General features: G+C 66.1%; 13 protein-coding genes. 6 read left to right on the forward strand and 7 right to left on the reverse strand.

Annotated features, from left to right (window positions below):
* Positions 1-86 precede the first annotated feature (86 nt).
* The 3 genes from N4T19_RS16000 to N4T19_RS16010 all read left to right on the forward strand — a co-directional run bounded on the left by N4T19_RS16000 (position 87) and on the right by N4T19_RS16010 (position 3,690).
* Positions 87-1,040 carry a Bug family tripartite tricarboxylate transporter substrate binding protein gene (locus N4T19_RS16000; protein ID WP_260718504.1) on the forward strand — a complete coding sequence of 318 codons (954 nt, stop codon included), beginning with the start codon at positions 87-89 and terminating at the stop codon, positions 1,038-1,040.
* 23 nt (positions 1,041-1,063) lie between these two features.
* Complete coding sequence (locus N4T19_RS16005; protein ID WP_260718505.1) at positions 1,064-2,641, forward strand: class I adenylate-forming enzyme family protein; 1,578 nt, start codon at positions 1,064-1,066, stop codon at positions 2,639-2,641.
* Positions 2,642-2,763: 122 nt separating this feature from the next.
* Positions 2,764-3,690 carry a tripartite tricarboxylate transporter substrate binding protein gene (locus tag N4T19_RS16010; protein WP_116927495.1) on the forward strand — a complete coding sequence of 309 codons (927 nt, stop codon included), beginning with the start codon at positions 2,764-2,766 and terminating at the stop codon, positions 3,688-3,690.
* A gap of 67 nt (positions 3,691-3,757) precedes the next feature.
* Here N4T19_RS16010 and N4T19_RS16015 read toward each other — a convergent pair whose 3' ends face one another.
* From N4T19_RS16015 to N4T19_RS16045, 7 genes are all read right to left on the reverse strand, one after another.
* Positions 3,758-4,627 (reverse strand): hypothetical protein, encoded by an 870-nt coding sequence (locus N4T19_RS16015; protein ID WP_021024706.1) that lies wholly within the window; start codon positions 4,625-4,627, stop codon positions 3,758-3,760.
* A gap of 132 nt (positions 4,628-4,759) precedes the next feature.
* Positions 4,760-5,641, reverse strand: coding sequence for an HpcH/HpaI aldolase/citrate lyase family protein (locus N4T19_RS16020; protein WP_260718506.1), 882 nt, complete (start codon positions 5,639-5,641; stop codon positions 4,760-4,762).
* 221 nt (positions 5,642-5,862) lie between these two features.
* Positions 5,863-6,816, reverse strand: coding sequence for a tripartite tricarboxylate transporter substrate-binding protein (locus N4T19_RS16025; RefSeq protein WP_232539630.1), 954 nt, complete (start codon positions 6,814-6,816; stop codon positions 5,863-5,865).
* A 149-nt stretch (positions 6,817-6,965) separates the two neighbouring features.
* Entirely contained in the window at positions 6,966-8,345 is a 1,380-nt protein-coding gene (locus tag N4T19_RS16030) for an MmgE/PrpD family protein (protein WP_116927447.1), read from the reverse strand.
* Between the two features lie 25 nt (positions 8,346-8,370).
* Complete coding sequence (locus N4T19_RS16035; RefSeq protein WP_260718507.1) at positions 8,371-9,552, reverse strand: CaiB/BaiF CoA transferase family protein; 1,182 nt, start codon at positions 9,550-9,552, stop codon at positions 8,371-8,373.
* Between the two features lie 40 nt (positions 9,553-9,592).
* A complete protein-coding gene (locus N4T19_RS16040) occupies positions 9,593-10,759 on the reverse strand; it encodes an acyl-CoA dehydrogenase family protein (protein ID WP_116927445.1) in 1,167 nt (388 codons plus the stop codon).
* Positions 10,760-10,846: 87 nt separating this feature from the next.
* Positions 10,847-11,743 (reverse strand): HTD2 family dehydratase, encoded by an 897-nt coding sequence (locus N4T19_RS16045; protein WP_260718508.1) that lies wholly within the window; start codon positions 11,741-11,743, stop codon positions 10,847-10,849.
* A gap of 223 nt (positions 11,744-11,966) precedes the next feature.
* Between N4T19_RS16045 and N4T19_RS16050 the strand changes: the two genes are divergently transcribed.
* The 3 genes from N4T19_RS16050 (at position 11,967) to N4T19_RS16060 (ending at position 15,325) form a co-directional block, all read left to right on the forward strand.
* The gene (locus N4T19_RS16050; protein ID WP_116927493.1) at positions 11,967-12,872 is read left to right on the forward strand and encodes an SDR family NAD(P)-dependent oxidoreductase; all 906 of its coding nucleotides are present in this window, start codon (positions 11,967-11,969) and stop codon (positions 12,870-12,872) included.
* Between the two features lie 294 nt (positions 12,873-13,166).
* The gene (locus tag N4T19_RS16055) at positions 13,167-14,060 is read left to right on the forward strand and encodes a MaoC/PaaZ C-terminal domain-containing protein (protein ID WP_260718509.1); all 894 of its coding nucleotides are present in this window, start codon (positions 13,167-13,169) and stop codon (positions 14,058-14,060) included.
* On the forward strand, positions 14,057-15,325 hold the full coding sequence (locus N4T19_RS16060; RefSeq protein ID WP_409935118.1) for an acetyl-CoA hydrolase/transferase family protein: 1,269 nt from the start codon (positions 14,057-14,059) through the stop codon (positions 15,323-15,325). The genes N4T19_RS16055 and N4T19_RS16060 overlap by 4 nt, the downstream gene beginning before the upstream one ends.
* The last annotated feature ends 8 nt before the right edge of the window (positions 15,326-15,333 follow it).

Genomic DNA, 15,333 nt, shown 5'->3' on the forward strand with positions numbered 1-15,333 from the left:
TGCGCGCTGGTGCAGGCAAACCCCATCACGCCGCTGGGTGGAACTCCCTATCGTGAGCCCTTAACGATAAATACGGAGACAACGCCATGCGCTTTGCGCGCCGCCGCGCCCTCGCGGCCCTGCTGCTTTCCCCCCTGCTGGCCTTTGCGGCCGACTGGCCGTCCCGCCCCATCACCATCGTCGTGCCCGCAGCAGCTGGCGGCACCACCGATATCGCAGCGCGCCTGCTGGCCCAGAAGATGGGCTCCTCGCTCAAGACCAGCGTCATCGTCGAGAACAAGGCCGGCGGCGGCGGCAGCATCGGCACCGCCTATGTGGCGCGCGCCAAGCCCGACGGCTACACCTTGCTGATGGGCAACATCGGCCCGGTGGCCATCAATTTCAGCCTCTACAAAAAGCTGGCCTATGGCCCCAACGATCTGCGCGGCATCACCAATGTGATCTCGGTGCCCAACATCCTGGTGGTGCATGCCAACTCCCCCATCCAGAACGTGCAGCAGCTCGTGGCACTGGGCAAGCAAAAGCCGCTGACGGCCGCGACCTCCGGCGTGGGCCAGTCGCCGCACATGTCCACCGAGCTGTTCCGCCAGCAAAGCGGGCTCGATGTCACCCTGGTACCCCACAGCGGCGCAGCGCCTGCGGTTACTGCGCTGCTGGGCCAGCAGATCGATTTCATGATCGACAACCTGCCCAGCTCGATGCCGCATATCCAGTCGGGCAAGTTCCGGGCGTTGGCCATCACCAGCCGCGAGCGCTCGGCCCAGCTGCCCGATGTGCCGACGATGCGCGAGGCCGGTGTGCCGATGGATGTGACCGCCTGGTTTGACCTGCTCGCCCCGGCGGGCACGCCGGATGCCATCGTCAACCGCCTGCAGCAGGCAGCGCATGAGGCACTGCAAAGCGCCGACATCCGCCGCACCTTTGCCGAGCTGGGTGGTGTGCCCGGCGGCGAGACGGCGGCCGAGCACGACGCCTTTATCGCGCAGGAGCGCAAGCGCTGGGCCGAGATCGTGCGCGCCGCCAACCTGTCTCTGGACTGATTTCCTTCGTTTGCATGTTTGCTATGTCTGACACTTCCTCCTTCCAACTCGCCCAGCCCTTTGGCTCCATCCCCGCCCTGGTGCTGGCCCAGGCCCAGGAGCGCCCCGAGCACACCGCGCTGGTGCTGGACGCCACGCGCCTGAACTACGCCCAGCTGGCCCAGGGCATGCGCCAGGTGGCCTGCGCGCTGCAGCAGCAAGGCCTGCAGGCCGGTGATGTAGTGGCCATCTGCGCCAGCACCTCGGTGCCTTATGTGCTGGCCTACCTGGGCGCGCTGCAGGCCGGGGTGGTGGTGGCACCGCTGGCGCCATCGGCCACGGCCGAGCACCTGAGCGCCATGCTGGACAACGCCGAGGCCAAGCTGCTGCTGCGCGATGCCGAGGTCGCCGCCCAGTGGCCGCTGGCCAGCACGGCCGAGCGCCCCTGCATCGCGCTGGACGATACCGCACAGGCCGGCACGCGCTGGAGCGACTGGCTCGCCCAGGTGCCCGCCGGCCAGGCGCCCCAAGCGGTGCAGCCCACGCCGCAGTGGCCCTTCAACCTGATCTACTCGTCGGGCACCACCGGCGTGCCCAAGGGCATTGTGCAAAGCTGGGGCATGCGCTGGTCGCATGTCAAGCGCGCAGTCACCAACGGCTACGGGCCCGATGCGGTATCGCTGTGCGCGACGCCGCTGTACTCCAACACCACCTTGGTGGCGGTCCTGCCCACGTTGGCGCTGGGCGGCACTTTGGTGATGATGCGCAAGTTCGACGCGGCCCAGTACCTGCAGCTGGCCCAGGACGAGCGCGCCACCCACACCATGCTGGTGCCCGTGCAGTACCAGCGCCTGCTCGACTGCCCGGCGTTTGACCAGACCGATCTGCACTTGCTGCAGCACAAGTTCTGCACCAGCGCTCCGTTCAAGACCGCGCTCAAGGCCGAGGTGCTGCGCCGCTGGCCCGGGCGCCTGATCGAGTACTACGGCATGACCGAAGGGGGCGTGCGCTGCGAGCTGCACTGCCACCAGTTCCCCGACAAGCTGCACACCGTCGGCCGCGCCGGGCCGGACGCCGATCTGCGCTTTATCGACGAGGACGGCCAGGAGCTACCCCAAGGCGCGCAGGGCGAAATCGTCGGCCGCTCGGCCGGCATGATGACCGGCTACCACCGCCAGCCCGACAAGACCCGCGAGGCCGAGTGGATCAGCCCCAGCGGCGAGCGCTTTATCCGCAGCGGCGATGTGGGCCAGATGGATGCCGATGGCTTCATCGTGCTGGGCGACCGCAAGAAGGACATGATCATCACCGGCGGCTTCAACGTCTACCCCAGCGATATCGAGGCCGTCATGCTGCAGCACCCCGAGGTGCGCGAGTGCGCGGTGATCGGCGTGCCCTCGGACGCCTGGGGTGAGAGCCCCGTCGCCTATGTGGTGCCCCAGCCCGGCAGCAGCCCCCAGCCGGCCGAGCTGCAGCAGTGGCTCAACAGCCGCGTCGGCAAGACCCAGCGTGTGGCCGACCTGGTCATCCACAGCCAGCTGCCGCGCAGCGAGATCGGCAAGGTGCTCAAGCGCGAGCTGCGCACGCTGTACGCGAGCCAGGTCAGCCAGTCTGCCGCTTGATTGCCAGCCAACACCCGTCCAACAACAAGACCAGGAGACACGACTTGACCCATCGCCACACCACTTCCCTCCGGCGCAGGCAGCTGGCCGGCCTGCTCTCAGGCTTGGCGGTCGCCAGCGGCATGCTGCTGGCCGGCATGGCCCATGCAGCGCCCTGGCCCACCAAGCCGATCCAGCTGGTCATCCCCTACCCCCCTGGGGGCAGTGCCGATCTGCTGGGCCGGCCGCTGGCCTTGCAGCTGCAGCAGCAGCTGGGCCAGCCGGTGGTGCTGGAGTACAAGCCCGGCGCCGGTGGCACCCTGGCCTCGCAGTATGTGGCGCGCGCCAAGCCCGATGGCTACACGGTGCTGATGGTGCTGGCCGCGCATGCGATCAATGACAGCCTCTACCCCAAGCTGCCCTATGACACCCGCAAGGACTTTGCACCGGTCTCGCTGGTGGCCAACCTGCCGATGATCGTCGTGGGCAGCAGCAAGCTGCAGGCCAGGAACATTGGCGAGCTGGTCAAGGCCGCGCAGGCCGCCCCGGAAAAGCTCACCTATGGCTCGGCCGGCAATGGCAACACCGGCCACCTGGCTGGGGCGCTGTTTGCCAGCACCGCCGGCGTCAAGATGACCCATGTGCCCTACAAGGGCAGTGCCGGCGTCGTCAATGCGATGCTGGCCAGCGATATCGACCTGACCTTTGACAGCATCTCCACCTCGATCCCGCATGTGCGCAGCGGCAAGCTCCATGCGCTGGCCGTCACCAGCGCCAAGCGCTCGGCGCTGGCACCCGAGATCCCCACCGTGCAGGAGCAGGGCTTTCCCGGCTTTGACATCAATGGCTGGTACGCGGTGATCGCCCCGGCGGGCACCCCGGCCGACATCACCGGCAAGCTCAGCCGCGAGATTGCGACCGCGCTGCAAAACCCCGCGCTGCAGTCGCAGCTGGCCGCCAGCGGCTATGAGCCCGTCGGCTCCACGCCCGAAGCGCTGGGCGCCCATATCGACCGCGAGATGGAGCGCTGGGCTGCTGTCGTCAAAGCCACTGGCGCCCGCATCGAATAAAAGGCTCAGGCCCCAACAACAATGCCCTGGCAAGCCAGGGCATTTTTCATGGGGCAGTTAACGCAGATCAGCGGCTTTGGCGCGCGCTGGCCTGGGCTTCCAGTGCGGCGCGCAGCGCATCGTCATTGCTGCCCTGCTCGCTGCCGGCATCCGGCGTCACCTTGCGCAACAGGCCGGTGATGCGGCCCGAGTTCTGCATCAGGCGGTTGGCATACAGCGCGCCCTCGCCCGAGCCACGGGTATTGTTCCAGTTGCCCTCCGCCTGGTTGACGCTGAAGTTAAACCAGAAGCTCCGTACCGTTTCGCTCGAGGTGCCGCTGCGCATCTTCACGCACTGGGTCTTGCCGGTATCGACACCCCGGATGATCTGCTCGCAGGCAAACAAGCCGTCGTAGGAGACGGTCATGCCACTGCTGAAGGAAGAGCCGCCGGTGATGCGGGTCAGCTGCATGGTCTCGGTTTCGATATTGCCATTGCTGTCGCCATAGACCAGGCTCCACAGGCCCAGCAAGGAGGCGGGCGAGTTGTCATAGCCAAACTGGTAGCGCTTGATTTCCTTCTCGCCTTCGCCCGGCAGGGTGATGTAGCCCAAGGTGCCGCTGACAAAGCGGATGCGCACATTGCCAGGGCTGCCGCGCTCGACGCCGCTGCGGTCGCCACTGCCCAGGAAACGGCCGCCTTCGTAGCGGCCCAAGGTGGTCGTCAGCTCGCTGTTCTCGTTCAGGCGGCCGGTGGCCATGTAGAAGGTGGGCTGGCCGCTGCTTTCATAGGCATAGACCTGCATCACCAGCACGTCGTTTTGCACATCGACGGCAAAACCACGGCCGGGCCGGCCGTTGACTTCGTCGGAGATGATCCAGGTGCCGCCCTGGGGCACGTAGGCATGGGCCATTCCGGTAAGGGCCACGGCGGCCCAGGCAATCGCGTGTTTGAACATGTCGCTCTCCTATATCGGTGCGCCAATGTAGCGGCGCGGTAGTGGAGCGAGTATATCGACGAGATTGCGGAGGTCTGTGTCAGAAAGTGTCCTGCCCTGCACCCCGTGCAGGCCGCCTTTTTGAGAACCTGTTCAGGACGCGCCTTGAAGGCGCCGCTGGGCCTGCTGGTGGCGCTGCAAGGTCTTGTGGGCGAGTGCAATCACGGGGGCATCGACCATGCGGCCATCGACGACGCAGACCCCGCCTTGCGCTGCCTCGGCGGCAGCCAGCACCTGCTGGGCGCGCTGCAGCTGCGCCTCCGTCGGCGCAAAGGCCGCATTGATGGGCGCCACCTGCATCGGGTGGATGCTGAGCTTGCCACCAAAACCGCCGCGCAGCGCACGCGCCGCATCGGCCTGCACCACGGCGGCATCCTGGGTGTTGACCGTCACGCCATCGATGGGCGCGGGCAGCTGTGCGCGGCGCGCAGCCAGCACCACGGCCAGGCGCACTGGCACCAGCTCAGTCTCGTCCTCGGCGCAGGCCATGCCGGCATCGACCTGAAAATCCAGATGGCCAAAGGCCAGCCGCAAAACGCGCGGCGCGCGCGCAATCGCATCGATCGCATGCAGGCCCGCCACCGATTCGATGATGGGCACCAGCAGCCCTTGCGTACCCAGCGCCGGCAGCAGCAGCGCCATGGCATCGGCGGCCTCTGCCTTGGGCAGCACCACCCCGGCGGCGCCCTGCGCCACCAGCTGGGCCAGCGCCTGCAGGTCGCCATCAAACCAGGGCGTGCCATGGGCATTGATGCGCACCAGCACGCGGGCGCGCTCTGCCACTTGCAGCTGGCCAAAGGCGCCCAGCAAGGCGGCGCGGGCTCCTTCCTTGTCCTGCGGCGCCACCGCATCTTCCAGGTCCACGATCACCGCATCAGCCCCACTGGTCAGGGCCTTGGCGATGCGCTCGGGGCGGCTGGCCGGTACAAACAGCCAGGAGGTGGCGGTGGCGAGCGGATGCGCGTTGAGAGTCATGTCCATCAGTCTTCCGTTTATCAAAAAAGGGGCCCATGGCCCCTGCTCCTGCGCGGGTGAACGCCAGGCTTAGAGCCGCTAACACGACCCAGCAAACCGAAGGTTTGCGGTTGAGACTAGGCGTCCCCGACTAGGCGCCGAGCCGCAGGCAGGACAGTAGTACGACAAGGCTTGGCGCGGCCGGCCAGGCAACGACGTATCAAGGGTTGTGTTGGCGGCTCTTATTCGGCGGTCACGCCGGCTGCCTTGATCACCGTGTTCCAGCGTTTCACTTCGGATTCCAGCAAGGTCTTCAAGCTCTGCGGCGTGGCGCGGTCCGGCGTGACCAGCTCGCTGCTCAGGTCGGCAATGCGCTGCACCACGACGGGGTCCTTCAAGGCCACATTCAAAGCGGTGTTGATCTTGGTGATCACCTCTGCCGGCGTACCCTTGGGGGCATACATGCCGTGCCAGACCTTGACATCAAAGCCCTTCAAGCCCTGCTCATCGAGCGTGGGAATCTGCGGCATGGCAGTGAGGCGCTGGGGCGTGGTCACGCCAAACACCTTGACCCGGTTGCCGTCCTTGATGACCGGCGCGGTCTGCGTGGTCTGGTCGCACAGCAGATCAACCTGGCCGCCCATCAGATCATTCATCGCCGGGCCCGCGCCCTTATAGGGCACGGTGGTGAGCTTGACGCCCGCCTGGTACGCAAACAGCATGCCGCACAGCTGCGAGACGGCGCCAATGCCGGCATTGGCCAGCGACACCTTCTCCTGGTTGGCCTTCACATAGGCCATCAGCTCCTGGAAGTTGTTGGCCGGAAAGTCCTTGCGCGACAGCAGCGTCATCGGCACATCGAGCACCTGGCCGATGTACTCGAAATCCTTCAGCGGGTCGTAGGGCAGCTTCTTGTACAGCGATGGCGCCGTGGCCATGCCCATGTGGTGGATCAGGATGGTGTAGCCATCGTTCTTGGCGCGGGCCACGCGCGCTGGCGCAATCGTGCCGCCTGCGCCCACGGTGTTCTCCACCACCACGGTCTGGCCCAGCGACTTGCCCATCGGAATGGCCAGCATGCGGGCCACCACATCGGTGGGGCCACCGGCCGAGTAGGGCACCACCAGCACCACGGGTTTGGTCGGCCAGTCCTCCGCCTGGGCGTTGAGGTGCAGGCCCAGGCCGGCTGCGGCCATCACGGCGGCAGCGGCCACCGGGGTCAACATGCGAAAGCGCATTCTTGTCTCCTTGTCTGGGGACAGGTACATTGCCCGTCCCGGTAGGGGGAAGGGGCCTGAACGGGCCCCCGCTGCGCAGCCACCAAGCTCCGGCGCTGCTGCTTTCTTTATACGGCGACCAACAGCTTTTCGACCCTGGTCCAATCCCGTACTTGCCACAGTTTCTGCACCGATTGCTGCATCTGCGCGGCGGGCACGGCGCGGCTGAATTCACCCAGGCGCAGCGCCTTGTCGGTCAGCTCCTCGCGGCTCAGGGTGTTGCCCGGGTCGCCCTTGGGCTCGTCGACCCGGCCTTCCAGCACGCGGCCATCGGTGGTGGTCACGGTCACCTTGCCAATCCAGCGCTGCGGGTAGGCGCCGTCCACCTCGGGGTCCAGCACCATGCGCACCTTGTCGCGCAGCGCCATCGTGTCTTCGGCGCGGAATTCGTTGTCGAATTCGTTGAGGCCGGCAAAGCCAAAGCGCGCAGCCAGCGCCAGCACCGTGCCCATCGAGAACTTGCTCTGGTGCACCGTGCTGGGGTCCACCACGGGGCCCAGCACATCGATCGCGGCCTGGTGCACATGGGTCACCACCTCGGCAATGTCCGAGACCTTGAGCTGGTGCGCGCGTACCACCTGCAGCAGCGCATCGGCGGCCGGGTGGGTGTGGCGGCAGGAGGCATGCCATTTGAAGGAGGTCTCAGGCGTCGCCCAGCGCGTGCCCAGGCCATCGATGAGGCGGGCCGGGTCGCTGTCGCTGGACATGCCAGCGGCCATGCCCTGCGCGCCGCAGAAGATATCGGCCGCGCCGGTAAAGCCATCCTTGGCCAGGTAGGCGGCCATCAGGCCGGCACCGGCGGCATGGGCGGTGTGCAGCTGCTTGCTGTCGGCAGCGGTGCGCAAGAACTCCCACAGGCCTGCAGACTGCGTGCCGGCCGAGCCAAAGGCATGCAGCATTTGCTGCGCATTGAGGCCCAGCAGATGGCCGACGGCCGCAGCTGCTGCCAAGGTGCCGGCCGTGCCGGTGGTGTGGAAGATCTTGTAGTGCGAGCGGCCCAGAAACTCACCCACGCGGATGCCTACTTCATAGCCGGCGATACAGGCAGTCAGCAGCTCCTTGCCGGACTTGCCCAGCGCCTGCGCCACGGCCACGGCCGGGGGGAAGACGACCGCTGCCGGGTGGAACACCGAGCCGTTGTGCACATCGTCCTGCTCGGCCACATGCGAGGCGGCGGCATTGGCCATGGCCGCCAGGTAGGGGCTGCTGCTGCGGCCCTCGGGGCCGATCACCTCGGCCGGGCCCTGTGCCGGGCCCTGGCCCAGTGCAAAGCGGGTGATGCTGGCGACGGGGCGGGCATTGTGGCCGGCGACCACCGAGCCAAACCAGTCGACCCAGAGGTCTTCGGTTTTCTGCAGCACCGATTCGGGAATGTCGCTGTACTGCAGCTCGGCGGCAAAGCGGGCCAGTTGGGCGGCGGGCGTGGGTTGTGTGGTTGCTGTGGTCATGTTCTTGTCTCTCCAACAGATAGCATCAAAGGCCTGAGGCCTTGCGCACCGCTGCCAGCGCATCGGCCGGCAGCTGCAGCGCATCGAGAATGGCGGCCGTGTGCTCGCCCACTGCAGGCACCGCATCCATGCGGTAGTCGTACTGGTTGTTGCGGCCGGGCGGCAGCAGCGCAGGCACCGTGCCTACGGGCGTGTCCACCTGCGCAAAGCGCTGGCGCGCCAGCAGCTGCGGGTGTGCCCACAGACCAGCCATGTCATTGACATGGGCATTGGCAATGCCGGCCTCGTCAAGCCGCTGCACCACGTCGCTCGCCTGGAGCGCGCCAAAGATGCGCACAATCTCGGCCTGCAGATCGGCGCGGTTGGCATTGCGCTTGGCATTGCTGTCAAAGCGCGCGTCGGTCGCCAGTGCCGGTGCCAGCAGCACCTGGTCGCAGAAGATCTTCCACTCGCGCTCATTTTGCAGGCCCAGCATCACCGTGCCGCCATCGCCGGCCACAAACGGGCCATAGGGGTAGATGCTGGCATGCGATGCGCCGGTGCGCGGTGGTGGCGCTGCGCCTTCGAACGCGTAGTACATCGGGTAGCCCATCCACTCGCCCAGCGCTTCGAGCATGGACACATCGATATGGCTGCCCTCGCCCGTCTTGCCGCGCAGCAGCAGGGCCGAGAGGATGTTCGTGTAGGCATACATGCCCGCCGCAATATCGGCCACCGAGATGCCCGATTTGCTCGGCGTCTCGGGCGTGCCGGTCACCGACAGAAAGCCCGCCTCGCTCTGGATCAGCAGGTCATAGGCCTTCTTGTCGCGGTAGGGGCCGTTGTCGCCATAGCCGCTGATGTCGCAGACGATGAGGCGCGGAAAGGCTGCATGCAGGGCCTCGTACGACAAACCCATGCGCGCCGCAGCGCCCGGCGCCAGGTTCTGCAGCAGCACATCGGCCGAGCCCAGCAGCTGCTTGAGCGCCTCCAGCGATGCCGCATCCTTGAGGTCCAGCGCCAGGCTTTCCTTGTTGCGGTTGAGCCAGGTGAAATGCGAGGACTGGCCGCGCACCCGGCTGTCATAGCCGCGCGCAAAATCGCCGCTGCCCGGCCGCTCCACCTTGATGACGCGCGCGCCCAGATCGGCCAGCTGGCGCGCGCAAAAAGGCGCAGCGACTGCGTGCTCCAGCGATACGACGGTGATCCCGTCCAATGGTCTTGTCATGAAGACTCCGGTTGTCTGTTTTTATCGCTGCGCAGCGCCATCAGAACGAGCGCGGCAGGCCCAGGATGTGCTCGGCCACGTAGGAATAGATCAGGTTGGTCGAGATGGGCGCGACCTGATACAGACGCGTCTCGCGGAACTTGCGCTCCACGTCGTATTCGCAGGCAAAGCCAAAGCCGCCGTGGAACTGCAGGCAGGCATTGGCCGCCTCCCAGCTCGCCTTGGCCGCCAGGTACTTGGCCATATTCGCCTGGGCGCCCATGGGCTCGTGCTTGTCAAACAGCTCGCAGGCCTTCCAGCGCATCAGGTTGGCCGCTTCCACCTCGATGAAGGCATCGGCAATCGGAAACTGCACGCCCTGATTCTGGCCAATCGGGCGGCCAAACACTTCGCGGTCGCGCACATAGTTGGTCACGCGGTCAAGGAACCAGTAGCCGTCGCCAATGCACTCGGCAGCGATCAGGGTGCGCTCGGCGTTGAGGCCGTCCAGGATGTACTTGAAGCCCTTGCCCTCTTCGCCAATCAGGTTCTCCTCGGGGATCTCCAGGTTCTCGAAGAACAGCTCATTGGTCTCGTGGTTGACCATGTTCAGGATGGGGCGCACGGTCAGGCCCTTTTTCTCGGCCTCGCGCAGATCGACCATGAAGATCGACATGCCTTCGCTCTTTTTCTTCACTTCGGCCAGCGGCGTCGTGCGCGCCAGCAAGATCATGAAATCGCTGTGCTGGATGCGGCTGATCCACACCTTCTGGCCGTTGATGACGTACTTGTCGCCTTTCTTCACGGCCGTGGTCTTGATCTTGGTGGTGTCGGTGCCGGTGGTGGGCTCGGTCACGCCCATCGATTGCAGGCGCCACTCGCCGCTGGCGATCTTGGGCAGGTACTTTTCCTTCTGCGCGGCCGAGCCATGGCGCAGCAAGGTGCCCATGTTGTACATCTGGCCGTGGCAGGCGCCGGAGTTGCCGCCGCAGCGGTTGATCTCTTCCATGATGACCGAGGCCTCGGTCAGGCCCAGGCCGGAGCCGCCGTATTCCTGCGGAATCAGCGCGGCCAGCCAGCCGGCCTTGGTCAGCGCCTCGACAAAGGTCTCGGGGTAGGCTCGCGCCTCATCGACCTTGCGGAAATACTCATCGGGGAACTCGGCGCAGAGCGCGCGGATGGCATCGCGGATTTCGGGGAAGTTGTTGGAGCCGGTATGTTCGATCATGGTTCTGGGTCGGGCGTTGGGGGTGGCGGCGCTGACAGCGTCTGCGCCACCCGCCGGTGTTGGGAAAAGCGTTGTTGGTGGCGGCGCTCAGCGGATCTTGGCGGTGGCCTGCATCGTGAGCCAGCCCTCATGGTCATGCGCCCAGAGCTTGATGGTCTTGCCATCGTCCTGGGGCTCGCCCAGCACGGTGAAGGGGTGCAGATCAAAGGTGGGGCGGATGGCCTTGAACGAGAAGTCGGTCAGCACCGCATCCGGCGCATTGCGGCGCAGCAGATCGACCAGCAAGGTCGCGATCAGCGGGCCATGCACGATGAGGCCCGGGTAGCCCTCTTCCTGCGTGACATAGCTGCGGTCGTAGTGGATGCGGTGGCCGTTGAAGGTGAGCGCCGAGTAGCGGAACAGCATCACCGGGTCGGCCGTGATCTCGCGCTTCCAGGCGGCCTGCGTCTGGGCGGCCGTGGGCTGGGGCACCGGGTCGCTGGGCTGGGCGGCGGCGCGGTAGACGATGTCATGCTCCTCGGTCAGCGCCAGGCCCCGGGCATTGCGGTAGCTGTGCTGCACCAGCACAAACAGCAGCTCGCCCGAGCGGCCCACTTTGTGGTCCACCGAGGCGATGCGCGAGACGCGCTCGACGCGCTCGCCAATGCGCAGCGGGTTGTCCGCCTGCCACTGCAGGCGACCGCCCGCCCACATGCGCCGGGGCAGCGGCACCGGGGGCAGAAAGCCGCCACGCGCCGGGTGGCCGTCCGGCCCCAGCAGGCTTTGCCGCGCCATCGGCAAAAAGTTCATCCAGTGCCACAGCGGCGGCAGGCTGTCGCCATCCTGGGCCGGGGCATCATCGCGGTCCAGGGTGGCCGACAGGCCCGCCGCGGCCGTGCGGGCCACCAGGTCCTGCATGGTCTCGGTCTTGTGGATCCAGCTTTGCAAATGGGTGACCTGCTCGGCAGAGAGCGAGGCGGCAGAAGGTTCAGGGGTTTGCGACATGGTGGCACTGTCGCAGGCTGCGCCCGCCAGCGCAATCGCAGAGATTGGAACCTCTCCTTTTACAGCGGTGAAGACAGCGGGTTAACGCGCATTTGTGAGCCAGTCGTTTCAGTTTGCCAAAGACCTGCCTACGCATTTGCGAATTGGCAATGCGCTTAATGGACGGCATGCTGGTGGCATTCATCGACACACACAGATCCAAGGAAAAGCAGACATGTCCACCATGCTCGAAGGCAAAGTCGTTATCGTCACCGGTTCTGGCGGCGGCATCGGCCGTGATATGGCCCTGGCCATGGCCCAGCAGGGCGCCAAGGTTGTCGTCAACGACATCGGCACCTCCACCACCGGCGAAGGCCATGACGACGGCCCCGCGCAACAAGTCGTCAACGAGATCAAGGCCGCAGGCGGCCAGGCCGTGGCCAATACCGACAGCGTCTCGGACGCCAATGCCGCGGCCAAGATCGTGCAATGCGCGCTCGACAGCTTTGGCAAGCTCGACGGCATCGTCAACAACGCCGGCATCCTGCGTGACCGGTTCTTCCACAAGATGAGCGTCGACGAGTGGGATGCCGTCATTAAGGTCCACCTCTACGGCAGCTACTACGTGGCGCGCGCTGCGGCCAACCACTTCAAGGAGCAGGAGAGCGGCGCGATGGTGCACATGACCAGCACCTCCGGCCTGATCGGCAACTTTGGCCAGGCCAACTACTCGGCCGCCAAGCTGGGCATCGTCGCGCTGTCCAAGAGCATTGCGCTGGACATGGCCAAGTTCCATGTGCGCAGCAACTGCATCTCGCCCTTTGCCTGGAGCCGCATGATCGGCTCCATCCCCACCGACACGCCCGAGCAGCAGGCCCGCGTGGACAAGCTCAAGCAGATGACCCCCAATAAGATCGCGCCGCTGGCCGTCTACCTGCTGAGCGACCAGGCCAAGGATGTGAACGCCCAGGTGTTTGCCGTGCGCAATAACGAGATCTTCCTGATGAGCCAACCGCGCCCGCTGCGCTCGGTGCACCAGGGCGAAGGCTGGACGCCCGAGGACATCGCCTCGCATGCGATGCCGGCGCTCAAATCCTCGTTTGTGCCGATGGAGCGGTCGGGGGAAGTATTCAGTTGGGATCCTGTCTAAGCTACCCCCTGTGCGGCGTTGCCGCTTCCCCCTAAAGGGGGACGGCACCCTCCGGGCGGGGCGGCCCTTCGTCGGTGCCTGGTAGATCGGCCTCGCCAGTTTTTGGCATGGCGCTCAGTAGGGACGACTGAGTTGTTCACACAGGCTCGATAGGTGTGCTCTGCCAGTTTCACAGATGCCCCCCAGTGGCGTTGCAGGACCTCCAGAACAGCCTCCTGTGCGCATCCAGAGCCGATAACGAAGTGCCGTTTCCCTTCCGCCTTCGCACCACAACAACCCCCAGAGACAACGACCATGACCATCAATTACCAGCAACTCAAGGACCGGCCGTTTGCGCCGGTGCACCAGGATTATTCGCAGCGCGACACGATGCTGTATGCGCTGAGTCTGGGGGTGGGCAATGATCCGCTCGATGCCCGCAATCTGCCGCTGGTCTACGAGGGCATGGCGCAGCCGCTGCAGGCGCTGCCGACGATGAGCTCGGTACTGGGCTATCCGGGCTTTTGGGCCAAGGAGGCGGATACGGGTATTGACTGGGTCAAGCTGGTGCATGGCGAGCAGCGCACCACCATCCACCAGCCGCTGCCGGTGGGGGCCAAGGTGGTGGGCAAGACGCGGATCACGCGCGTGATCGACAAGGGCGCGGGCAAAGGCGCGATTGTGGTGAGCGAGCGCAGCCTGGAAGGCGAAGATGGCACGCGCTATGCCACCTTGGAGCAGGTCACGTTCTGCCGGGGTGATGGCGGCTACAGCGAAGCGCTGGGCGGCCAACCCAGCGATGCCTCGCTGCCGGCACTGGCGCCCACGCCCGATACGGCGCCGCGCTGGACCTATACCCACACCATCCGCCCCGAGGCCGCCCTGCTCTACCGCCTGATGGGCGACTACAACCCCCTGCATGCGGATCCCCAGGTGGCGCAGGCCGCTGGCTTTGACAAGCCCATCCTGCACGGGCTGGCCACCTACGGCATGGTCTGCCATGCGCTGGTGATGACCGCCTGCAATGGCGATGCCAGCCTGCTGCGCAGCATGCATGCGCGCTTTTCGTCGCCCGTGTTTCCGGGCGAGACCTTGCGCACCGAGGTCTGGCAGGAAGGGGACGCGCTGCAGTTCCGCGCGCTGGTGGTCGAGCGCGGCATTGTCGTGCTCAGCCACGGCAATGCCAGCATCGCTGCCGCGCAGCCATGAGCATGGCCCAAGGCCGGCAGATGGCGCTGGCAGACCTGGACCTGGCGCAGTTCATCCGCGCTGGTGACAGCATCGTCTGGGGCCAGTCGGCCGCCGAGCCGCTGTCGCTGATCCAGGCCTATGTGGCCCAGCGCCAGCGCTTTGCGCGTACCAGCGTCTTTCTGGGCATTGGCGGCGCAACCACCTTGCAGCCTGACCATGCCGATGCCATCGACATGCGCGGCTATGCGGCCGGTGGCTCGCACCGCACGCTCGGCATGGCCGGTGTGCTCGATCCGATTCCCTGCCACTATTCACAGATTCCGCAGCTGATCGCCAGCCGCCGCATCGCCGTCGATGTGGTGTTCGTCCAGGTATCACCACCCAATGCCGATGGCGACTGCAGCCTGGGCCTAGCCCATGACTACCTGGTCACTGCCATGCGCCATGCGCGCTGCGTGATTGCCGAGGTCAACGCCGATGTACCCTGGGTGGCGGGCGCCAGCCTGCGCCTGGCCGATGTGGATGCCTGGGTGCAGAGCGACCAGGGCGTCGTCGATGTGCCCGCTGGCAAGATTGGCCCCGCCGAAGAGGCGATTGCGCAGCTGATCGCCAGCCGCGTGGAAGACGGCGCCACCTTGCAGCTGGGCATTGGCAACCTGCCCGATGCGGTGCTGCAGGCACTGCAGGGCCACCGCGATCTGGGCGTGCACAGCGGCACCATTGGCGACCGCGTCGCCGACCTGGTGGAAGCCGGCGTCATCACCAATGCGCGCAAGGGCATCGATGTGGGCACCAGCGTCACCGGCCTGCTGATGGGCAGTGCCCGCACGCGGCGCTGGGCGCATAACAACCGTGCGCTGCGCATTGCCGGCACCGACTACACCCACAACGCCCGGGTGCTGGGCCAGACCCAGCGGCTCACCGCCATCAACTCGGCGATCGAGGTGGACCTAACGGGCCAGATCAATGCCGAGGTGGTGGCGGGCCAGTACCTGGGCGCGGTCGGCGGTGCGATGGATTTTTTGCGGGCCGCTGCCGCCTGCGATGGCGGCCTGCCGATCGTCGCGCTGCCGTCTACCGCGCGCGGCCAGTCGCGCATCGTCGCGCAGCTGTCCGGGCCGGTTTCCACACCGCGCGCCGATGCCGGTTTGATCGTCACCGAGCATGGCGTGGCCGATCTGCGCGGCCTGAGCCTGGCCCAGCGCGTGCGCGCGATGCTGGCGATTGCCGCGCCTGAACACCGAGACCTTCTGGCGGCCCAAGCGCGCCAACAACTGAATTGATTCAATTT

It is taken from the genome of Comamonas squillarum (genome assembly GCF_025309455.1).
GTDB lineage: Bacteria > Pseudomonadota > Gammaproteobacteria > Burkholderiales > Burkholderiaceae_C > Comamonas > Comamonas squillarum.